Raw genomic sequence first — 22,423 nt, forward strand, 5'->3', positions numbered from 1 at the left:
TGTATGAATTTTGCCAGACTGCGAAAACTCAAAATCAAAATAAGTCTAATGCGCCGCCGAGAAATGTGGGCAATTACCAGAGAAGGTTGGGTAATTGCTCTGATGGGATTAATAATTGCAATGCTCTTAATTATCACAAATATCCATCCATTTTTGGCGGTAAATGCGCCGATTAAAGCCGATATATTGGTTGTCGAAGGCTGGTTGCCGGATTATGCGATCGAAAGTGCGATCGCTGAATTCAAAAAAGGTGAATACCGCCAATTAATTACCACAGGAGTTCCTTTAAGTAAAGGCTACTATCTCGCTGAATATAAAAATTATGCCGAACTGACTGCCGCGACTTGTATTGCGCTAGGATTTGATAAAAACAAAGTAGTAGCTGTACCAGCAGCGAGTGTTGTCAAACACCGCACGGCTGCTTCTGCGATCGCCCTTCGAGATTGGCTGGCTGCTTCTGCCCTAAAAGTTGAGTCAATTAATCTTTATTCTTTTGGCCCTCACGCCCGCAGAAGTTGGATTGTATTTAAAGAAGTGCTGAATCCTGAAATTAAAGTCGGGATTATTGCGGCGGAAACCCAAGATTACAACCCACAAGAATGGTGGAAATCGAGCGAAGGTTTTCGGACAGTAATCGGAGAAATTATTGCTTATATTTATGCCCGTTTCGTTGATTGGAAAGCTTAGCCAGTAATTGTCAACCTCCCTCTTAATTCCCTTCGCGTTCTTAGCGCCTTCGTGGTTCGTAAAAAAACATTTATATAGCAGTTTTAAATCTGTGGAAATATAGGACACGGCAGTGCCGTTTCCCTACCCGGGCATCTGTGGAAATACAGGAAACGGCAGCGCCGTTTCCCTACCCAAGAAATACAGGAAACGGCACTGCCGTTTCCTTACTATAATTTAACCAAAAATGATAAAATTATTCTCAGATAAGTTGAGGGCAACTCGTTGGTAGAAGAACGCGCTTACTGGTTAGCATGGTCGCAGATTAACGGTATCGGGCCAATTTTATTGCAAAGATTGCACCAACATTTCAATAGTTTGGCAGAAGCTTGGGCGGCAAAATCAGTAGATTTGATCCGAATCGAAGGGTTCGGCAAGCAGATAATTGAAACCGTTGTGCAAGAACGCACTAAACTCAATCCTGAAGAATTTATCGAAAAACATCTTATAAAAAATCCCTGTTTTTGGACGCCGGCAGATCCAGATTATCCCCGCTTATTATTGGAAATTCCCAATCCGCCACCAGTGTTGTATTATCGTGGTAATGTCGATCGCAAAGAGAATCAAGGAATTACGCCGACGGTGGCAATGGTTGGTACTCGTAGCCCTTCGGAATACGGCAGAAGGTGGACTCGCAAAATTAGTACGGCTTTAGCTAGAAGCGGTTTTACGGTGGTTTCGGGATTGGCTGCAGGCATTGATACAGAGGCTCATACAGGCTGTTTGGAGGCGGGAGGAAGGACTTTTGCAGTGGTGGGGACGGGAGTAGATATTGTATATCCTAAACAAAATGAGAGGTTGTGCGATCGCATTTTGCAGCAGGGATTGGTAATTAGCGAATATCCGGCCGGCACTCAACCGAATAGAACTAATTTTCCGCGCCGAAATCGCATAATTGCTGGGTTAAGCCGGGCTACAATAGTGATAGAAGCTCCGCACAAATCGGGGGCGTTAATTACTGCTTATCAAGCGAATGATTTTTGCCGGGATGTGTATGTTTTGACGGCAAGATTGGATGATGAGCGTTCGTTTGGGTGTTTGGAGTTGCTGAGTAAAGGTGCTCATCCGATTCTGCCGAGTAGCGATCGACTCTTAAGCGAAGACAGGTTGTTGGAAATGCTCGGAGCTATGCCAAAATTGGATAGAGCCGAGCAGTTGTCGCTATTTCCCCCAAATCCGACGGTTGAAAAGCAAGGGCCGCCGTTGGAGCCGGAATTGGCTAAGGTGTTAAGTGCGATCGTATCTGGGCCGATTTCTTTTGATACAATTGTAGAAGCGTCTGGATTAGAAGCAGGAGCAGTTTCTAGTATACTTTTGCAGTTGGAATTGTTGGGATTAGTTTCGCAGTTACCGGGAATGCGATATCAGCGGTGCTGATTTGTAAGTAATACGGTTTAGGCTATTGGTGTCAACTTAAGTCTAAAACCCTCTTTATCTCTCGTTTACCGCCGAGGCCAGATCCCCCTAAATCCCCCTTAAGAAGGGGAGTAGGGGTTGACTTTGAGAAGATTCTTGTCCCACCCCCTACTCCCCTTTTTAAGGGGGGTTAGGAGGGATCAAGGCCTTGATAGTCAGCGGTTGAAACCGAATAGAGACAAACGAAGTCCGTATCTAAGAGACTGAAGAATAATAAGGACTTTAGTCCTCATTACGAACCTTTAAATCAATCCGAAATTAGCAGCACTAATACTGCTAGCCGAAACTCCGGCCAGAGAAGCTAAAATCTCCCCAGTTTGTGCAAACCGGATTAAAGTCGAACCGCTATCTTGAGCAATTGCCAATTGCGAGAAACTCAACCCGTTACCCAATACTAACAAGTCTTGACCGACTTCAAAGTCAGCAATAGTATCAATACCAGAATTGGTAGATAATAAGAAGCGATCGCTCCCTACATCCCCTACTAAGGTATCATCGCCCAAATCGCCACTGAGGAAATCGTTACCCTGACCTCCTAGCAGAATATCATTGCCTTGACCGCCGTAGAGGGTATCGTCGCCCTTTTCACCAATCAGGATATCTTCACCTCGATTGCCAGAAAGGAAGTCATTGCCGGCGCCTCCTGTCAAGGTATCAAAACCCTTTCCGCCGTAGAGAGTATCGTCACCAATTCCACCATCTGTTAAGTCGTTCCCCTGATTGCCATTCATCCAATCATTGCCATCAAGGCCAAAGAGCAAGTCATTGCCTTTTTTACCGCGCAATATATCATCGCTAGCACTTCCCATAATGGTATCATCGCCATCTGTGCTTTCGGTAGTATTTTCCCCATCTTTAACGAATTCTATACCGCTTTCTGGGAAAGGTTCTTCGGGTGTAGATGGTGTACTGGAGTCATCTGTATCTAAAGTATTGCGGACTGTTGGATTGTTAGCTGTCGCCGACTGAATTTTGGTAGTTAGAGATGCACCAGTATTTTCGGAAATCGCCGACTGAATCGTTTTATTTCCGGCTGCGACTTGCAGTAAATCTTGGGCTAATTCTCCTTGTGCGACTTTTTGGATGCGGGCGATTTCTGTCGCGGCATCTGAGGGCGAGGAATTGCTGGATACGAGATCACTAATTCGCTGATTTCCCTCGGCAATAATTTGGGCAGCATCCGAAGCAATACTAGAGAGTTGCGGTACTTGCAGTTGACTCGTTGCCGATTCAATAATCGCTTGCACTTGTGTGGAATTGCTTAAGTCGAGAGTGCCAGATTGAATTTGATTGGCAACGGTAGAAATTACGCTAGAGGCAATCTCATCTTTCGCGGTATTTGAAGCACCGCTAATTAAATCTGTGACTAAAACAATGGTATTTTGCACCTGAGCGTGTGCTGCATAAACCGCCAAACCGTTCGGGTCGTTTTGAGTAATTGCCTCTAGCGGGTCGTAGCTAGTCAAGTCAATTGCTGACGACACTCCCAGTGCCGATTTTACCTGAATTTGCGCCTGATTAGGGTCAGTACCTTGCTCGATTAACTCGGTCAATAGGGTAGTTAACGGAGTAACTACTGTAGCATCTGGTGTGGCAAATAGGGGGGTTTGCTGCGGCAAATAAGTAGAGGTATTGATGCCATCTATGAGTACAATTTTGCCTTCATCCGGTTCGAGGTCGCCGCTGTTATTTTTGTCGAATTGGTCAAGAGAGACATCTAAGTCAAAGCTGCCATCTGCGTTAGTAATTGAGAACGGTTCGTTGTCATCCTGAACTCCATTAAAGTTGGCATCGAAGAAGACTGTCGCCCCGGCCATGTAACCGTTAATTGCTCTACCCCTAGTGCTAGAACTCGGCCCCAAACTAAACTTAGCTAACTCAAATGTGGCAAAGTTATTATCGTAGACTGTTTTGTAATCTAATCCACAAGGATAAGATATACTGAAGCGCTTCCCAAATACTTTGAAACTTTTATCACAGAATTTGACTGAAATGGACTTAACTTGAGCACCCAAGAAAGCATTAACTTGTCCTGTTACATCAAACAGTTCCGAGGGTTTGCTGATGCGGGAAGTAATTTCCGATGTTCGGATTTTGCCGTCGCCACCTTGTTTCGGTTGGAATTCTCCGATATCTATTAAGTCAATGCCGACTTTTCCTTGAATTCCACCTTTGACATAGCCCTCGGCAATGCCAACATCTATCCCTGCACCCACGGCAATACTAGCGTCAAGACTGAGTTCGTCAACATCTGACCCTGTACCGTCAGCATTTTCGCGATCGCTCACATAAAATCCATCCAAAACTTTGCTAGCAGAGTCCGCAGCAAAATTAGACTTTTTCCACTGGTCTAATCCGTAGGTATCGTACCCAAATCCTAGATGAGCTGAAGCACTAAACTTGCCTTCAAGTAAACCTTTGAGTGGCCCAAAAATCGGAAAATCTTGCCGAAGATTAAAGTCAAATCCCAGTTTGGGCATCTGATAGGTGAATACCGGAACATCCGGTTTACCTATCAGCAATTGAATCGCGGTTTCCGGTTTGGTCAAGAGTGGGATATCAAAGCCATCAATATCTTTTAAGGCATTTAAGAACTCCTTGACCTTGCCGCTTGTTTTGGAGTTAATTTGTTGGTTGGCTGTTTGCTGTACAGCAGTCGTTGGGATCGGGGAAGCATTCTGAAGGTTAGCACTTTGATCGGCAACATCTATATTCCCCAGAGTGTAGGAACCAAAGTCGATTTTATCGGGAGAGTTTGCTATTTGGTTTGCCAAATCAACAACTTTATCAACCTTGGCAACCGCATCTAAAAAGCGAGTATCGATATCGCGCCCAGAGATTTTTGCTGCCAGTTCTAGTACGCTGACTTTGCCATCCCCATTTTTATCAAACGGCCCTGCTATACCTAGTTTAGACAGTAACTTAGTGTCGGAATTCAGAAAGTTAATAACGGGTCGAAATGGTTTAATTACATCAGAAATTTTACCGACAATTGGTTTGGCAAAATTATTGACAAATGTCCCCAAATCAAGTTGCATATTGTTAAATGCAACGGTGGGTTTTTGCGGTCCGGTTAATTGACCGTTAGCGTAATTTAGGATGGGCCAATTAACTGCTAAGTCGAAGTTATACGAGGGGAATGCAGCATTGCCGTTGATGCTGGTTTTTGCTGTGAGACCGAGATTAGCATTGCTCGTTAAGTTGGCATTGAATAAGTCTTTAAACTGATAGTTACCTTGCAGTTCTGGCAAGGTGAGGCGAGCTCCATCATTCGGGCCACCCAGATTGTCTAAGTCATTGAGCTTGACTTCAAGGTTGGCATCGACTTTAGTCGGGTTTTTGGCATCGTTTGCCAAGTCAACTTGGAAAAAACCTAAGTTGCCTTTTGCCTTGAATTGGTCATTTAGGCTCAAGTCAAGGTTGGCGGTTAACTTAGTTTGGTCAGTATCTATGTAGCAGCCAAAATCTTTACTAACACCAACTCCCAGGGACAAGTTGAAGTTGTATTTTGATTTGGCTTTTCCATCTACATCTAAGCTTAATGCCGGCACTCCTAAGTTTTTAGAGAGATTGATATCGGGAAACTGATATTGCTTGCCAAGAGTAATTAGCAAGGTACTTTCATCAGCACTAGAAGTCCCAGTTAGAGCAACATTGAAAGTCGATCCAAGTGCAGTGCGGAGGCTACTTTCTAACTGACTCAGACTTTGATTTCCCTGATTTTTAATCGTATCGATTAACTTAGTCTTGAAGTTGCCAATAAAATCTGGGGAAATGTTTTTGAGCGGGCCGACAATGGGTAGGTTAACTGCCTGTAATTGGTCGTCAAGAATTTTCTCAAGTTTATCCAATCCAGCTTCTACGCCGCACCAATTCTTCTGTGTGTCGATGGTGCCACCAGGTGTCGGTGGTGTTGGCGTCGGAGTGCCAGTTGTTGGCGTTGGCGTCGGAGTGCCAGTTGTCGGTGTCGGCGTGGGAGTACCAGTTGTCGGCGTGGGAGTACCAGTTGTCGGCGTCGGCGTCGGAGTACCAGTTGTCGGTGTCGGCGTCGGAGTACCAGTTGTCGGCGTCGGAGTACCAGTTGTCGGTGTCGGCGTCGGAGTACCAGTTGTTGGTGTCGGCGTCGGAGTACCAGTTGTCGGTGTCGGCGTGGGAGTATCAGTTGTCGGTGTCGGCGTCGGAGTACCAGTTGTCGGTGTCGGCGTCGGAGTACCAGTTGTCGGTGTCGGCGTCGGAGTACCAGTTGTCGGTGTCGGCGTCGGAGTACCAGTTGTCGGTGTCGGCGTACCAGTTGTCGGTGTCGGCGTCGGAGTCGGCGGCGGTGGCGCTACATCGTTATCCGTAATCGCCACTGTCACCCCTGGAACCACAACCACATTATACTTAGCATCACCACCGCTCACACTGTGAGTGATAGTACCGCTGTGCGCGCCTTCGACAACCGTATCATCAACAGCTTTCACGGTAACGGTTTGAACACTATCCCAATTAAGGGGAGTGAAATTCACAGGGGCGATCGCCTGAATCTGCTCACCTGTTGTGAGAGTGATAGTTACTGAGGCATTCGGCTGGCTGTTGAGTTTGACTGTATAACTGCCATCCGCCCCGCCTTCTGTAGCAGTTGTGTTCGTCGCAGAAATGCTGACACCTACTGTGTCGTTGTCGGTAATAGCTACATTTACATCCTGAATTGCCGTGCCGCTATACTTAGTGTCGGTACTGGTAACAGTGTGAGCGATCGTCCCGCTGTGCGTACCTTCGGCTTTGCTATCGTCGGTAGCGGTGACTGTGACTGTTTGGGCAACATTCCAATTCGTGCTGTCAAAGATCACAGGGGCGATCGCATTTATTTCACTTCCGGCATTAAAGTTAATGGTAACAGGAGCGATCGGCTGTGACGTTAACTTGATCTCATAGCTGCCCGCCGCGCCGCCTTCTGTAGCAGTTGTTGTGGGAGTAATAGAAATACCAGCGGTATCATTATCCTGATTGCTAAGGCTAACATCCGCTACGTCTCGGTTGCTGTAATTCGCATCTGTACTAACAGCAGCAGCCGTGACAATTTTGTAGTCAATATTGCCGTCAGCAATGCTATCATTAACCCCTGTTACTGTCACGGGCTGCGGTGTATTCCAGTTAGCCGGAGTGAAAGTTAAGCTATTAGCCGAAACTGTTCCCTCTGCAACATTGTCATTGCTCAAACCGATAGTCACATCAGCAGTCGGCTGAGTATTCAGAACCACAGTAAAGTTAGCAGTGCTGCCATCTTCACCAGTAGTTAATCCTGCCGTCGGATTTACCGTAATTCCCGGAGTTTCATTGTCACTGTTGGTGACGGTGACATCATCAGGATCGAGGTTATTGTAATTAACATCGGTAGTCAGAGCAGCAGCCGTGACAATTTTGTAAACTTGAGCGCCATCAGCTACCACATCGTCAACGCCAGTTACCGTTATTGTTTGTTCACTGTAGTTAGTGGGAGTGAAAGTTAAGCTATTAGTCGAAACTGTTCCCTCTGCTAGATTGAAACCACTCAAATCGATGGTAACGTTAGCTGTTGGTGCAGCGTTTAATTTGACTGTAAATTCTGCCTTACCGCCAACTTCTGTTGTTGATATTGCCTTTGGAGTGACAGTGATGCCGGCAGTGTCATCATTTTTGATAGTAGCCGTAGCGGTAGCCGTCGCAATAGTCGGTGCGCCACCCGGTGAAACTGAATTTGATAAAGTAATGGCAACAGTTTCATCCGGTTCTATATTGCCATCTCCCACCACATCCAAAGTAACAGTCTTGGATGTTTCCCCCGCAGCAAAACTAATTTTTCCAGTGGCAGCCGTTGCCCCAGAACTCCCGCCGATATTGTTGTAATCAGTGCCGTTGGTCGCAGTGCCGGTAATGGCATAATCTACGGTACTCCAAAGTTCCGTGCTACCGCTGCGAGTAATAGTAAATGTCGCAGGAGTTTGGCCGGAATTGCCTTCGGTAATAGTGGGATTGTCGGCAACAATTGAGTAAGAACTATTCCTATCCAATATAGCCACTTTCGCTTGACTCGTACCGCCAACAACACCGCCTGTAATCGCACCCAAATTGAGAACTATTTGTTCGTTACTGTCAACGATATTGTCAGCTTTAATAGTTACTGCAATATTCTGGGTGAGAGTAGTAGTGCCGGCAGAGAAAGTAAGGGATGTAGTTGAAAGAGTGTAGTCTGCATCTTGAGTAGCTGTGCTACTGGAGTCGATGACAATTGGTACAGTTACATCACTTAAGGGAGTGCCACCGCTGATAGTAACCGGGACATCAATTAGTGTGTCAGTCGTGCCTTCAGTGACGTTGTAAGTGTTACCTATTTGGGGAGGAACGAAGGATACCGTAGTGGGTGTATTCAGCAGCACCGAAATGTTACCTGAACCGTTGTTCGTTACTGCCAAATCCGGGAGAGTATCAGCATTAAAGTTGCCGGCAATAATGGACGTTGGACTTGTCCCCGCAGCAAAGTTAATGGGTGCACTAAAACCGCCATTGCCGTTGCCTACTAAAATTGCAGCGCCGCTGGTTCCTGTTACTGCTAAGTCAAGTCTGCCATCTCCGCTAAAGTCTTTCACAACAATGCCTTGCAGCTCTGCCCCCGCGTTAACAGTAGTGGCCGGGCCAAAGCCACCAGTGCCATTTCCCAATAGAATTGAGACACTGTTAGAGCTGCCATTAGCTGTGGCCAAGTCGAGGTAAGTGTCTCCGTTAAAGTCCCCAGTGGCGATCGAATTTGGACCTTGCTCAACCCCAAAGTTAGTAGCTGCACCAAATCCCCCCGTGCCATTTCCTAACAGAATTGAGACATTATTAGAGAGGCCGTTGGCAACGGCTAAGTCTGGGAAACTGTCAGCGTTAAAGTTGCCTACAACAACGGAACCAGGAATCGCACCAACATTGAAATTAGTGGCAGCCCCAAAGCTGCCAGCACCATTTCCCAACAAAATTGAGACGCTACCAGAAGCACCTTGAGGATTAGCGTTTACCACTGCTAAATCGAGGAAAGTGTCGGTGTTAAAGTTCCCGACAGCTATTGAAAGGGGAGTATTACCCACATTGAAATCATTACCTAAATAGAAGCCACCAGTACCATTTGCTAACAGAATTGAGATATTACTACTATTTACTACTGCTAAGTCGGGGAAGTTGTCATCGTTAAATAGTCCCGATGTGACGTAAAGCGGACTTGAACCTACGACAAAGTTGGTAGCCGTGCCAAAACCCCCTGTGCCATTCCCTAACAAAATGGAAATGTTGTCGTCATTCTGGTTTGTCACTACCAAGTCGGGGAAGGTATCAGCGTTGAAATCCCCTACATTAATACCTTTGGGACTTGACCCCGCGCCAAAATTAGTCGCAGCACCAAAACTATTCAAAACATACTCGTAACCCGCTAACACTTCGAGTTCAAATACCAGCGGCGTTTCAATTTTCCCGGTTCTGACTTCCAGTTCCCAGTCGCCGCCCTTTGCTACACTTCCCGTGAGGTTTTGGGAAGCGGCAACACTAGCCCCAGTTAACTCACTCAAGCGTTTGACAAATGCTTTTCCTGTCTCGCCTGCTGCTACTGAGCACCCGTACAGCAGGATATTAGGTCGATTTTTGCTCCTTGAGTCGGTTTGTGGCGAAAACCATTGCTGTAGAGAATCCCGATCGCACTCTATATCATCTAAACTCAAGCTACTGTCGCCCAGTTGCAAGCTGCCGGGAGCACCGTGAGAAACAATGTGAATGCTGTCAATATTGGTACGAAGAGCTAAAATATCAGTAATTTGGTCGATCGCATCCCGGTTCCCATCCAAAACGACTACTTCCGTACCCGGTTTTACCCCGGCAATCAAACTTTGATAATTTTCAACTTGAGTGTCGATAAAGGCGATCACACTTGGTGAAACTTGATTATTTAAATTTGGCATACTGCACCTACTAATAGCTAAAAAAAGACAATGATTCCCCTGTTTCGCGACTTGCGTCCGAAACACTTTCTGAAGGTTGTAGTAACCATAACTGTTTTTTCTAAAAATCTATATAAAGTTTTCTTTATAAACACTTTTGTAATTAAAGTTTTGATAAAGTTGGGGAATTTTATTAAGTAATATTACGAATGAGCCAGCGCGAGGTGGATGACATAACACAAAAATACTTCAATAGCAAGTGTGATTATACGGAAATATTAAAAGCGGGATTTTTGATACATATCTGCGATCGGGGCGGGTTTACTATATTATGGGTTTTAGGCAATTATTGTTGGTAAAACCCGCCCCTACGAGTTATCCGTGACAATCTTTAGGGGCGATCGTACTTACTTCAAACCCCCATCTATCCCTGCTAAAATCCCCTCAGCCTCCCCGCACAAAGCAGCATGACAGCAACCGTTACTCGCCAACAATCCCCCCCACTGACTCACATCTCCCCGGTTATATTGCAAAGTAGAACCGTCAAAACGAGTAAATTGACCGCCCGCTTCAGTCAAAATTAATTCCGGTGCCGCTAAATCCCAATCTTTAGGCGCAGACTTTCCCGAAAGTGCAATATAAACATCAGCTTTTTGCTCCACAATTGTCGCAATTTTACAGCCGATACTGCCGACAGCTAGTTGATTTTGACAAGGCAGTTTTTGTAACAATTGATTAAAGCGATCGCCCCGGTGACTGCGGCTAGTTACTATAGATAAATCTGCCACTCTATTTCGCGCAGAAACCTGCAACTTTACCGCAGAACCGTCCCGACTTTCCCCAAAAGCGCCCCCATCGCGGATTGCGTAATAAATTTTTTGCTGTTGGGGCCAAGCCACAACTGCCAATACTGGTCTCCCCTCGAATGCTAAAGCAATGTGAACGGCAAATTCACCTGTCCTGTCAATAAAATCTCGCGTTCCATCCAAAGGGTCAATAATCCAAACCCAACTTTGAGGTAAGGGAATTTGACCGTTTTTTTCTAAATAAGATTTGTAAGTTTCTTCGGTGAGATAGCCAAATTCTGCATTCCCTAAAGCCGACTGCAATTCGTCGAGAATGTAAGAATTGACAGCGACATCGGCGGCGGTGACGGGGCCATCTTTTTTTTCTTGGATGTCGAGGTTAGGACTGTGGGAATCCTGCCGATAATAGGATTGTAGGATATCTGATGCACTCCAGGCGATCGATCGCGAAATTTCGCTGATTTCTTCGAGATTTTTCATTAATTTCTTTTTTTTTAACCGCAGATGAACCCAGATGAACGGGGATTTCAGTAGGGGCGGTGCCCCCGTGCCCGCCCCTGGGAACCATACATTAGCAATTACCAATTAATATGAGGATATTTCCATTCATAATAATTAGGAAACACAAAATTAGTAAACGAAACCGAAATACTAACTTCCAATGATTTTACATGATGCCACCAACCGACAGGAATAAAGATAGCCTCTCCCGGTTCCAAAATCACTTCAATAATTTTCGCATCTCTGTAAAGCGGGTATTTGTCATAATCGGGATTTTCGCCGTCAACCTTGCTGAAAACTCCGACGTGATTGTAAAGCAGAGGTGTTTGCTGCGGAGAAATCAATTTAATTAGTTTGCGACCAGACACTTGAGCTAAAATTAAATTAACTGGGTCGTGGTGTAGTGGCGTAATCGTGCCTTTCGGCCCGAACCAAAAGAAAACTCTGCCTTTTGTATCCGTTGGATTGAGGTATTCTGGGAAAATTTCAATATCGTTGAATAGGGGTTTAAATTCCTCTCTTTCCAGAGTTTGGTTGTTAGCAACCATGTAGTAGTCGTTGCTAGGCCCGCCCTTGACAACCATCTCTACATATTTGCGGAACAAAACAATTTTTTTGTGATTTTCTATCTTGATTTCGTAATTAGGGTCGGAATTGCGGTTGGCTTGAATTTGTACCTCTGCATTGCCATATTTTTCTTGCAAATACTCCGGCGTCCACAACTGCAACGCTTTCCAGTTGTGCATAATATTGGTAATAATTACAGGAGTATTTTTTGCGTAGTAATTTTCGATAAAATACTCTCTGGAAAGGCTGCTTTTGCGTTCGATTGTGCCAAACTTGGAAGACAATGCAGCTAATTGAGTGTTAATCCTGAGATGCGATTCTAATTTTTGCAATAACTGCACGTACTGACTGCCTGCTTGGAAGTAGGGATGAGAGGAGATTTCCCTAACTTCTGCGGTGGCTGTTTCCGCATCTATGCCCGTACTTATTAGGGCTTGAATGATTTCTGCGTCTGGTTGATTTAATAATTTGTTAGCCGCCACCCACTGTTTCATATTGTCGGGAATTTCTTGTTTGCTTGGGGTGAGTAGATTGGGCAAGTTTTGTGTCAGCCATTCTAGGTTAACTTGCTGTTGTTCTGTTAGGGTAATCCGCAAAGGGGGAAGGGTGATAGTTAGGGGTTGGGTGTCAGGCATGATTCGGGTATGTTGTTTTGGGAGTGTTTTGTGTGACTTTAACTTGTCTTACTAATATAGCAATTTTGTTAACGAACCGCGAAGGCGCTAAGGGCGCGAAGGAAGGAAGAGAAGAGAGAAGTTCACAAATTTTGTCGAGGTTGCTGTCAGGATTTTAACTTAACAGGTGTTGCTAGTTCAACTTTTCTATCTTTGAGTGGTTTTAACCGGATAGTTTGGTTAATTTTAATTAAAAATTAACTCTTATTCATCCAGGCGCGGGTTCCGAAGTTTTTGCAGGAATGGGAAGCGATTTTAGCCGCTGCGGTGAGAGTATCGGTAAAGTTATTTTGCAAAATGTAGTGACAGAAAGCGCCGTGAAAGATGTCGCCAGCGCCTAAAGTGTCTGTGGCTTGAATTTGAGGTACTTCTATACTGCTGTAAGTGCCATTGCTGAGGTATAAAATTGATTGTTCGCCACGAGTGATGGCAATATTGGGAATTCCGGCTGCTGACAGGTAAGCAAAGACTTGTTCTGAATTGTCGCAGTCGGGTGGATGAAAATTATCGGAACATACCGCCCATTCAACCAAAGGCAATATTTCCTCTAATCCGGGTTTCCAACTGCCACCGTCGAGGACAATAGGAATATTTTTTGACTTGGCAAGTTGAGCAATTTCTTTGCTGGCTGCGATTTGATGTCCGTCAAGCAGTACAATACTAACTGATGTTAAAATATCCTGGTTAATTGTTTGACTGTCAACTTGCGATTTCGTAGCATTAATGGAAATTACCGATCGATCGCCCGTTGCTTCAGTTACAATAATCGAGGAAACTGGCGGCGAGTGCGATCGCCCGGGTTCCAAATCAATTATCCTGACATTATACTCCGCTAAGTCTGCACGAATTAATTGGGCGATCGCGTGAGTGCCCAAAACACCAGCCCATACCGCCACATTCCCCAAATAGCTAAAAGTGACCGCAGCATTTGCCGCCGGCCCGCCCGCAGCAATGGTACAATCAGAAGCAACAACTTTCTGATTTTCACCCGGAGGCTTCCCGGCCAAATAAACTAAATCTAAAGTCGCCAATCCCAAAAACAATCCAGTTTTCATATCTTCTTAAATATGTGGCATGGGCGTCCCACCTGTGTCCCATCTGCGGTTAAAAAATCCCAATCTTAAAATGCAAGCAAATCCCAATACAGGAACACTTTACATCGTAGGAACCCCGATCGGCAACCTCGAAGACATGACCTTTCGCGCCATCCGAATCTTGCAAACAGTAGACTTCATCGCCGCCGAAGATACCCGCCATACAGGCAAACTCTTGCACCATTTTCAAATCAAAACTCCTCAAATCAGCTATCACGAACACAACCAACACCAGCGACTTCCCGAACTCATCGACAAACTGCTTTTAGGCAAAGATATTGCCCTTGTCACCGATGCCGGAATGCCTGGAATTTCTGACCCCGGATACGAGTTAGTCAAAGCCTGCGCCGATGCTAATATTAACATTATTCCGATTCCCGGCCCTACCGCCTGCATTGTTAGCCTAACTGCATCAGGATTACCCACAGAGAGATTTGTATTTGAAGGTTTCTTACCCGTGAAAGGTCAAGAACGCCAACAGAGTTTAGAAGCTTTGCAAATACAATCCCGCACTATAATATTATACGAATCTCCGCACCGATTGCGACAAACTTTACAAGATTTAGCAAATAGTTTGGGAAGTGACAGACAGATTGTGCTGGCGAGGGAGTTAACTAAAATGCACGAAGAGTTTTGGCGTGGTAGTATGGAAAGTGCGATCGAGCTTTACACCAATCGCGAACCCCAGGGAGAATTTACCCTCGTAATTGCTGGCATCCAAACAGCCGCACCAATATTTTCCGAAGACGCCATTAAAGCAGAATTGCAAACATTAATTGCAGAAGGCATAAGTCGTTCCCAAGCCAGCCGCCAGCTAGCGCAACAAACATCCCTCCCCCGCCGCCAAATCTACCAACTCGCCCTCACAATAGGCGACAATGAATCACTAGACCAACCCGTAGATGACTTGTGAATATCTCTCTTCTCCTCTGTGCCCTCTGCGGTTAAATAAAAAAAGCTAGATACTCACACTCAGAATTATATGGTACGCGGAAACTACGATCGACAAAAACCATATTTACGCAACCCCCACATCAACAAACCAATCGCCGAAATTTATGCAGACTTAGACGCCTTTACCTGGGAGATATTTGAAGACCAACCCCACCGCTTCGATACCGTCAGTTTCTACGTCTTGCTTCCCCCACTGTTTTACGAAGGGCGTTTCATCAAAGGAATTTACTTCAGCGAAGCAGTCGAACTCATCAACAAACTATTTCCCCAACTTTCCTCAGTATTTTTCTCCTTCACCTATTCCCCCGGAATCTCCTACTCCTGGGCCCCCATAGCTGACGCCTACTCCAGTTTATACAAAAACCCGCAGCGAGAAAAATGGTTTCGCGAAACTTATCCCGATCGCGCCCACAAACCAATCATACCACTGCAAGACACCGACTTCATCAACGAATACTTAATTTCCCCGCGCAACGTCCCCGCCAAAGACATCGACTTGCTAGCCGTCGCCCGAATTTCCGAAGAAAAAAATTTGCCAATTATTGCCAAAGCCTTAAAAGTTTACCGCCAAAAATATCCGCAGAAACCAATAAAATTAACAGTAGTCACCGGCCACGAATTTGATGCTAACAACCTGAAAACTCTCGACGAGTACGCATTAAAAGAATGGCCACAAGTGGAGGCAATTTTAACCAATCCCTCCGACTACATTAACTTAGTGCCAAGAGTTGACTACTACAGCGAAATCCCCACATATTATTCGCGAGCCCAAGCATTCGTCCTCGGTTCCCTCCTAGAAGGAAAAAACCGGGGAATTACCGAAGCCATGAGTTGCAACGTACCAGTAATTTGTTTTGAAGAATTCAACCAATACGCCAGAGGAAACTCGCCAGTTTTCCCCGAAGGTGCGGGTCTTTACGCCAAATTTGACCCAGAATCTCTCGCAGATACTATATATACAGTATTGGAAAATCAAACAGAATTCAAACCGCGATATCAGTATTTAAAGCATTGCGGGCGCAAGAACTTTTTCAATATTTGTATAGACAGTTTTCCTTACTATCAGCACAACATTCCCGACTACAAACCGGGAGATGCTATTAACAATTTATGGCTAGATTTAGCAGTTCAACAAAATTATCAAGTTAGCTTAAACAGCTTTTTGTACGGAGGTTCTCCCTTGTCTCATATTCGCGGGACAAATGCGATTCAGCAAAATCTTGGCGAGTTAACTAAGTTTCAATGACAGATAATTCGGAATGATGAAACCACAGAGGACACAGAGGAAGAGAAGAGAGAGAGATGAATAATTCTGATGTCAACGGGATTTGAGATTAGCCTTCATAGCGAGGACTTTCGCTAAAAGCCCCGTGGAATTCATTCCCTAGCGACTGGTAGATGGTCGGCTTCAGTTGACACCCATGCCCTCTGCCCTATGCCCTATGACAATATCCTCAAAAATCTTACTGGCTAAAACTCTAGCAAAATTCACAGGAACAGCATTGCCGACCATTTTGTATCCATCAGCAATATACTTGTACTTAAAAATAAACTCATCCGGGAAAGTCTGAACTCTCGCGCACTCTCGCACAGAAAGCCGACGGTAAGGCTGAGGCGAATTGGGGTCAAAAATGCGTTTGTCTTTGCCCACCAAAAGCATTTTACTAGCTTGAGGATGGAGAGGTGCGTGTCTGCCACTTGCCTGAATTGTAAACGAAGGTTCTGACCAACTTCTAACTCGATTCCGCGACATATAAATGCTCGAAAACCCCAAATCCGCACATTCGTGATTTGGGACAGAATCGTGATAATTATCTAATTTAGCCTTAACTGACAGTGGCGCAGCCTGCAAATCAAAAATCGCATCTTTCAGCGTCAAAATCTCGGTTCCAGGTTCGGGAAACTCAAAACCAAAACCCAGATTCTGCCGATAACCAACAACAATAACCCTTTGCCTATCTTGCGGAACACCAAAATTTCTAGCATTCAACAACTTGTACGAAACCCGATACCCGATTTCCTCAAACTGCGATAATATATAAGTGAAAGCATCTTTGTTTCTGGAAGCCAAGATACCGCTAACATTCTCAGCTAAAAAAAACAAAGGCTGCTTGTCCCGCACAATTCTGATATACTCCCAGAAAAGTTGACCCCGACTGTCATCAATCCCCCGTTTCGCCCCGGCCGCACTCCAACTTTGACAAGGAGGGCCGCCGATTATCCCAATACAGTTGGGAATTTCATCAGATTTGATTTTTCTGATATCTCTGCGATCTAAAATAGTTTCAGGATGATTGAAATTATACGTATCCCAAATAGACTTATCATATTCATTCGCCCAAACCGGATTAAAGCCAGCCAAGCGAAAACCCAAATCCAACCCCCCACAACCAGAAAACAGAGAAATAATATCCAAAGCCACCTTCTTTCACCCGCAATAACTACAATAAATCAATTATAAACCTCTCTTTTCTTAGATATCTATCTCTTTCTTCTCTCTCTGCGCCCTCTATGGTTAATAAAAGAAATATAATTCACACACAAATAGAATTTATCATCCTCAATGAATGCAGAATCCATCCTCCAATCTTACCAACACTTCGGCGTCCATCTCGGCTTAGAAAGAATTCACCAACTTCTCCAAAAACTAGACAACCCCCACCAACAAGTACCCATTATCCACGTTGCAGGCACAAACGGCAAAGGTTCCGTTTGCGCTTATCTCTCTTCCGTACTAACAGAAGCAGGCTATCGAGTTGGACGCTACACATCCCCGCACTTAATCGATTGGACAGAAAGAATTTGCATCAACCAAAAACCGATTTCTACAACAGCATTGCAACAGTGCCTAGAACGAGTTGTCGCCGCCACCGAAAACAACACCGAAACTCCCACTCAATTTGAAATAATCACCGCCGCAGCTTGGCTGTATTTCGCCGAACAAAAAACAGACATCGCAGTCATAGAAACTGGATTGGGCGGTAGATTAGACGCCACAAACGTTTGCGAAACACCTCTCGCTAGCGTCATCACTTCTATCAGTCTTGAACACTGGCAAATACTCGGCCCCACCGTGGCAGATATTGCTGGGGAAAAAGCCGGAATTCTCAAAGCAAAATGTCCGGCAGTTATCGGACAATTGCCAGAATCAGCTAGAATAGTAGTAGAAAAACGCATTCAAGAATTAGACTGTCCGGCAACTTGGGTAAAACCAGCAAGAGATTTAGGACAAGGGTTCGCAGAATATCAGTTAAATCAAAATGCGGTTAAAATAAAATATAAATTGCCGCTGCTGGGAAAAATTCAACTAATGAATTCAGCAATTGCGATCGCAACTTTGCAAACTCTCCAAAACCAAGGATGGCAAATTTCCCCCACCGCCATCGAAAACGGTATCGCCAAAACCCAATGGCCCGGAAGACTCCAGCAGACAACTTGGAAAAACCGCAACATATTAATTGATGGCGCGCACAATCCAGCCGCAGCTATCGCCCTGCGTGAATATGTCGATCGCCTGAACAATCACCCGTCACCTATTAACTGGGTAATCGGCATTCTTGCGACTAAAGACTGCGACGATATTTTGAAAGCATTACTCAAAAAGGGCGATCGACTTTACCTAGTACCCGTACCCGATCAAAACTCATCATCCCCCGCAGAATTAGCCACCCTCGCTCAAATTATCTGCCCCGAATTAACTCTCTGTCAAGCCTTCCCCGACTTGACAACAGCTTTAGATGCTGCTGTTACAGGTGACAACCTAACAATCCTTTGCGGTTCCCTTTATCTCGTCGGCTATTTTCTGCAACAACAACAATCCCAAGCTTAAACGCATCAGAATTGTGTTTCTTCCTCAGTAAAGATAGGAGGCCACAATTCCGAAACGGGCAATTCCCAACCGGGAAAAAGTTCTGCTACTGTTAAGATATCGCCATTTCCTAAAACAGTCGGTTCACCTGTAGAGCGATAAATAGTCACTGTTTCTTCATCAGGATCGATCAGGATTCCGATGATCGCACCCAGTTCTATAAACTTCAAAACTTTGGTTTCTATAGGCTTAATGCGATCGCTCTGAGATTTAATCTCAACCACCAAATCGGGGACAAGTTCTCCAAAATAACGCGGACTTTGGCGCAAGCGGGCGGCCCGCACAAAAGAAACATCCGGTGCTTTGACATTCGTATCCGGCATAATGAAACCGCCTGCGGAGTCAAAGACTCTCCCCAAGCGACGGGGATTTATCCAAGCGAAAAGAAAGGCGATGAGACGGCTACTGATTTCACTGGATACGATGTCTGATGGCCCTATAACTGAAATTATCCCGTCTTCTAGTTCAATTTGGTAATCTAAACCCGCTTCGGAAAAAAGGGTTTGAACTTGGTTTAAATCTTTGAGTGTCATCGCTGGCATAATAATTTTATCCTATTTCGATCTGAGCTTTGATTTTAACACGAGTCAAATTTCTGAATATTTGAGAAATTCAGGCTATCTTCCTGCAAATCATCAATCAAGCTGAATTGAGAAAGGCGATCACACGGGATAAAGAAACCCGGTTTCTGGGATGAGCGATCGTTCTTATCAACAAACATTTATCTCTAAAATAGTCCAGATTGACTTATCCAGATTTTTCCTCCGACTCCGCCTTGTGAAGAGGCGGTAATTTCATCATTTGATAATAACTTAAAAGCTGATATCTGCTTATATATGGCGGCACAGATTCCCATTATTTAATAATACGTCAAGTGGCAGAAAAAAGCAAGGGGCGAGATGAATAAAATCCCGCCCCAGCTTCAATTAAAAACTACCTTTGATCCCAAGCCTTAGCCGCATCAGCCACAGCTTGATCTACCGACTTCTCATCCAACATTGCCGCCTGCAAATTGTCATAAATCGCCTTTTGCAGCTTCTTAACATCCTTCAAAGGCGGAAGCAATAGCTCGGCGGAAGTCAACCCAGAAGCACTAACAACCCGAGCTCGATCGGCAGCGGGGGCATCAGTCGGAACGTTCTTAAAATAATCGTCCTGCAAAGCCTCAACCGTAGAAGGCAAAACATTAGCAGCCTTAGCAAAAGCCAACTGATTTTGAGAATTAGTCACGTACAAAGCAAACTTGACAGCATCATCAGGGCGCTTGCTATCGCGCGGCACAACCAAATTCATTACCGCCACAGTCTTCTTGCCGGTTTCCCCCGTAATTTGAGGCGCAGTAGCCGAAACAGCACCAATACTCGGAGCATTCTCAGCAATCGCTTTCAAAAACTGAGGCCCCGAAGCTAACAAAGTAGTTTCCCCAGCTTGATAAAGCTCGATCGCCCTACGATGTCCCTGCACCAAAACATCCTGTGGCAAAAGTCCGTTCTTGTACAAATCTACCCAATACTGAAAAACAGCTTTGCCCTTAGCAGTATTAAAAGCCGCCTTGCCTTTAGCATCAACCAAAGGCACACCCATCTGCACGAAAGATTGCAAAACCTCCGCCGAATCTTCCGGCACAAAAGTCACAAAAAAAGCAAACTTACCAGTCTTTTCCTTCACCTGCTTGGCAACAGTTGCCAACTCGGCATAAGTAGCAGGAGGCTTAGCAATTCCAGCCTTCTTCAACAACTCCGTATTGTAAATTGTCACCCCAGTCGTGAGATACCAAGGAATGCCAAAACTCTTGCCGTCGAGTACGCCAGCTTTCCAGATATTAGGCAGATAGGTCGATCGAACTTGCTGCGGAATCCGAGAATCCAAATCCAGCCAAGCATTGCGTCCCGCCAACAGCGAAGCAAAATCGGGATTTAGGTTCACCACATCCGGCGCAGTTTTCGCCGAAACAGCCCCCAAAATCTTGCTTTCCATCGCCGACCAAGGAACGTCCACCCAGCGTACCTTCACCCCCGGATTTTGGGCTTCAAAACCGGCGATCGTCTTGTTGAAATACTCAGTAAACTGAGGTTGAAGCTGCATAGTCCAGAACTCGATTTCCTGCGTATTATTTGCCTGGGAATTAACAGCCGGCTTGCCACAACTCACCACAGCAGCCAGCAGCAGCCCCACCAGCCCAAAAACAGCAAACAGTTGCCAAGATTTACGTTTCATAGAATAAAATTTGAGAGTTATGGGAACCGTTAGACAAAAAAAGCGAGCGGCCGAATCAAGCGCGGTGAGTGCGAGAGAGAGTTTTGTAGCTGGCCACCGCGATCGAGAGAGTCGGTTTTTGTGCAGAATCGGCAGGTTTTCCGTCGATCGAGCTGGAATTTATTGACATTCGCAGCAGAATAGCTATTGTCAAGTAAATTGGATAGCATAAAATCGGAACTAGCGATCGCGCAACACAGACGGAGCTGCGTAGCTACGGCGGGATACCGAGATTACAGCACTCTTTCGGCAGTTGGAAACCAACCCTCCAACACGCCTGCGCGCTTAATCAGGCTGGCCAACTACAAAAGAAAAAAATAGCAATTACCGACGACCCAATCACATGGTTAACTTTTTCAAAGGTCTACTTTCCCAACGCCAGCCAGGAATCGGGATCGAAATAGCCCCAGACCGCATCAACATCATTCAGCTCGAAAAGAAAGCTCAGACATTAAAATTAGCCACCCTAGCCTCAATAGAAGTTCCCGAAGACATAGTACAAGAAGGACAAATAGTCGATCCACCGGGAATGGCAGAACTCATACGCGCCGTCCTCGCCGAAAACAAAATCAAAGCCAAGCGAGTAGCCACAGCCATTCCCGGCCGCGAAGCCGTCATCCGCCTCATCCCAGTTCCCGCAGAGCTCAACGAAGAAGAACTGCGGGATTACATGAATGCAGAAGCAGGACTGTACTTGCCGTTTCCCAGAGAAGACGCCGACGTAGACTATCAAAAAATAGGCCTATTTGTAGATGACGACGGAGTAGAAAAAGTGCAAGTCGTGTTAGTAGCCACCCGCAGAGAAGTTACCGACACATACATCGAAACCTTCAAAGAAGCCGGACTGATTATAGACGTACTAGAAGTAACCAGCTTTGCCCTAATCCGCACCCTCAAAGAACAACTGCAACAATTTTCCTCCCAAGAAGCAGCAGTTCTCACTGCCATTGAATTTGACAGCACCGAGTTAGCTATAGTAGTGGACGGCATACCTCAGTTCAACCGTACCATCCCGATCGGCACCTACCAAATCCAGACCGCCCTCAACCAAGCCATGAACCTGCCGCCAACCAGAGACACCAGCGAACTGCAAGGCATGACCCTGCCCGTCACAGATACAATGGGCGCATCGGGAGACGCCAATCCGGGAACAAATGCGATGATTAAAGTATTGGGAGAACTAGCAGACGAACTGCGCCGCTCAGTAGACTTTTACCTCAACCAGAGCGAAGAACTCGAAGTAGCGCAACTGCTGCTAGCAGGCCCGGGAGCTGCGATCGGCAAACTAGACGAATTTTTTATGCAAAGATTAAGCTTGCCGGCATCTCAAGTCGATCCCATCGAAACCCTAGGGCTAGAAATCAGCCAAGAAATTACCCCAGAACAGCGAGCAGGTTTAGGAGTCGCCCTAGGTTTAGGACTAAGGGAGGTTATGTGACCTAACAGTTTTAGATGAGAGAAAAACCGATTTGAGAATTTTAGGTAAAAGCCCCTTCCAAAAGAAGAAGGCAGAAAGCAGAAGGTAGAATATTGGAGGGAGAAGGTAGAAGGTAAAAGGTAGAATATATCTGAGGTAGAAGCAGCCCCTTCCTTCAGTAGAAGCCAGAAAGTTGTTTCTTTCTTCCCTAAATAA

At 45.4% G+C, this 22,423-nt stretch carries 13 protein-coding genes; 6 read left to right on the forward strand and 7 right to left on the reverse strand.

Annotation, left to right across the window (positions count from 1 at the left end; translation table 11 throughout):
* The first annotated feature begins 3 nt into the window (after positions 1 to 3).
* Positions 4 to 687 carry a YdcF family protein gene (locus QUA70_RS17350; RefSeq protein ID WP_333326879.1) on the forward strand — a complete coding sequence of 228 codons (684 nt, stop codon included), beginning with the start codon at positions 4 to 6 and terminating at the stop codon, positions 685 to 687.
* A gap of 264 nt (positions 688 to 951) precedes the next feature.
* A complete protein-coding gene (gene dprA / locus QUA70_RS17355) occupies positions 952 to 2,103 on the forward strand; it encodes a DNA-processing protein DprA (RefSeq protein WP_333326881.1) in 1,152 nt (383 codons plus the stop codon).
* 281 nt (positions 2,104 to 2,384) lie between these two features.
* Here the strand turns inward: dprA and QUA70_RS17360 are convergent, their stop codons facing one another.
* The 4 genes from QUA70_RS17360 to QUA70_RS17375 form a co-directional block, all read right to left on the reverse strand.
* The gene (locus QUA70_RS17360) at positions 2,385 to 10,091 is read right to left on the reverse strand and encodes a DUF4347 domain-containing protein (protein WP_333410515.1); all 7,707 of its coding nucleotides are present in this window, start codon (positions 10,089 to 10,091) and stop codon (positions 2,385 to 2,387) included.
* 386 nt (positions 10,092 to 10,477) lie between these two features.
* Positions 10,478 to 11,356 (reverse strand): inositol monophosphatase family protein, encoded by an 879-nt coding sequence (locus QUA70_RS17365; protein ID WP_333326887.1) that lies wholly within the window; start codon positions 11,354 to 11,356, stop codon positions 10,478 to 10,480.
* A gap of 98 nt (positions 11,357 to 11,454) precedes the next feature.
* Positions 11,455 to 12,579, reverse strand: a complete 1,125-nt coding sequence (locus QUA70_RS17370) for a cupin-like domain-containing protein (RefSeq protein WP_333326889.1) — start codon at positions 12,577 to 12,579, stop codon at positions 11,455 to 11,457.
* A gap of 236 nt (positions 12,580 to 12,815) precedes the next feature.
* Entirely contained in the window at positions 12,816 to 13,673 is an 858-nt protein-coding gene (locus QUA70_RS17375) for a PfkB family carbohydrate kinase (protein ID WP_333326891.1), read from the reverse strand.
* Between the two features lie 70 nt (positions 13,674 to 13,743).
* Between QUA70_RS17375 and rsmI the strand changes: the two genes are divergently transcribed.
* Together rsmI and QUA70_RS17385 are read left to right on the forward strand one after the other, a co-directional pair.
* On the forward strand, positions 13,744 to 14,625 hold the full coding sequence (gene rsmI, locus QUA70_RS17380; RefSeq protein ID WP_333326893.1) for a 16S rRNA (cytidine(1402)-2'-O)-methyltransferase: 882 nt from the start codon (positions 13,744 to 13,746) through the stop codon (positions 14,623 to 14,625).
* Between the two features lie 69 nt (positions 14,626 to 14,694).
* Entirely contained in the window at positions 14,695 to 15,912 is a 1,218-nt protein-coding gene (locus QUA70_RS17385; protein WP_333348892.1) for a glycosyltransferase, read from the forward strand.
* Between the two features lie 162 nt (positions 15,913 to 16,074).
* Here QUA70_RS17385 and QUA70_RS17390 read toward each other — a convergent pair whose 3' ends face one another.
* Complete coding sequence (locus QUA70_RS17390; RefSeq protein ID WP_333410517.1) at positions 16,075 to 17,088, reverse strand: DNA cytosine methyltransferase; 1,014 nt, start codon at positions 17,086 to 17,088, stop codon at positions 16,075 to 16,077.
* A gap of 141 nt (positions 17,089 to 17,229) precedes the next feature.
* Between QUA70_RS17390 and QUA70_RS17395 the strand changes: the two genes are divergently transcribed.
* Positions 17,230 to 18,495 carry a folylpolyglutamate synthase/dihydrofolate synthase family protein gene (locus tag QUA70_RS17395; RefSeq protein WP_333348889.1) on the forward strand — a complete coding sequence of 422 codons (1,266 nt, stop codon included), beginning with the start codon at positions 17,230 to 17,232 and terminating at the stop codon, positions 18,493 to 18,495.
* 5 nt (positions 18,496 to 18,500) lie between these two features.
* On the opposite strand, the gene QUA70_RS17400 is transcribed toward QUA70_RS17395, so the two are convergent.
* Positions 18,501 to 19,076 (reverse strand): Uma2 family endonuclease, encoded by a 576-nt coding sequence (locus QUA70_RS17400; RefSeq protein WP_333348887.1) that lies wholly within the window; start codon positions 19,074 to 19,076, stop codon positions 18,501 to 18,503.
* A 391-nt stretch (positions 19,077 to 19,467) separates the two neighbouring features.
* Entirely contained in the window at positions 19,468 to 20,751 is a 1,284-nt protein-coding gene (locus tag QUA70_RS17405; protein WP_333348885.1) for a sugar ABC transporter substrate-binding protein, read from the reverse strand.
* A 382-nt stretch (positions 20,752 to 21,133) separates the two neighbouring features.
* Here QUA70_RS17405 and pilM point away from each other — a divergent pair, with 382 nt between their 5' ends.
* On the forward strand, positions 21,134 to 22,228 hold the full coding sequence (pilM, locus tag QUA70_RS17410) for a type IV pilus assembly protein PilM (RefSeq protein ID WP_333326906.1): 1,095 nt from the start codon (positions 21,134 to 21,136) through the stop codon (positions 22,226 to 22,228).
* Positions 22,229 to 22,423 lie beyond the last annotated feature (195 nt).

The sequence above is a fragment of the Microcoleus sp. LAD1_D5 genome (assembly GCF_036702115.1).
Taxonomy (GTDB): Bacteria; Cyanobacteriota; Cyanobacteriia; order Cyanobacteriales; family Microcoleaceae; genus Microcoleus.

Excerpts from the sequence above, each read along its gene's own strand:
- QUA70_RS17350 (WP_333326879.1), top strand. The coding sequence starts at position 4 with ATGAATTTTGCCAGACTGCGAAAACTCAAAATCAAAATAAGTCTAATG.
- QUA70_RS17360 (WP_333410515.1), bottom strand. The coding sequence starts at position 10,091 with ATGCCAAATTTAAATAATCAAGTTTCACCAAGTGTGATCGCCTTTATC.
- QUA70_RS17365 (WP_333326887.1), bottom strand. The coding sequence starts at position 11,356 with ATGAAAAATCTCGAAGAAATCAGCGAAATTTCGCGATCGATCGCCTGG.
- QUA70_RS17370 (WP_333326889.1), bottom strand. The coding sequence starts at position 12,579 with ATGCCTGACACCCAACCCCTAACTATCACCCTTCCCCCTTTGCGGATT.
- QUA70_RS17375 (WP_333326891.1), bottom strand. The coding sequence starts at position 13,673 with ATGAAAACTGGATTGTTTTTGGGATTGGCGACTTTAGATTTAGTTTAT.
- rsmI (WP_333326893.1), top strand. The coding sequence starts at position 13,744 with ATGCAAGCAAATCCCAATACAGGAACACTTTACATCGTAGGAACCCCG.
- QUA70_RS17385 (WP_333348892.1), top strand. The coding sequence starts at position 14,695 with ATGGTACGCGGAAACTACGATCGACAAAAACCATATTTACGCAACCCC.
- QUA70_RS17395 (WP_333348889.1), top strand. The coding sequence starts at position 17,230 with ATGAATGCAGAATCCATCCTCCAATCTTACCAACACTTCGGCGTCCAT.
- QUA70_RS17400 (WP_333348887.1), bottom strand. The coding sequence starts at position 19,076 with ATGCCAGCGATGACACTCAAAGATTTAAACCAAGTTCAAACCCTTTTT.
- QUA70_RS17405 (WP_333348885.1), bottom strand. The coding sequence starts at position 20,751 with ATGAAACGTAAATCTTGGCAACTGTTTGCTGTTTTTGGGCTGGTGGGG.
- pilM (WP_333326906.1), top strand. The coding sequence starts at position 21,134 with ATGGTTAACTTTTTCAAAGGTCTACTTTCCCAACGCCAGCCAGGAATC.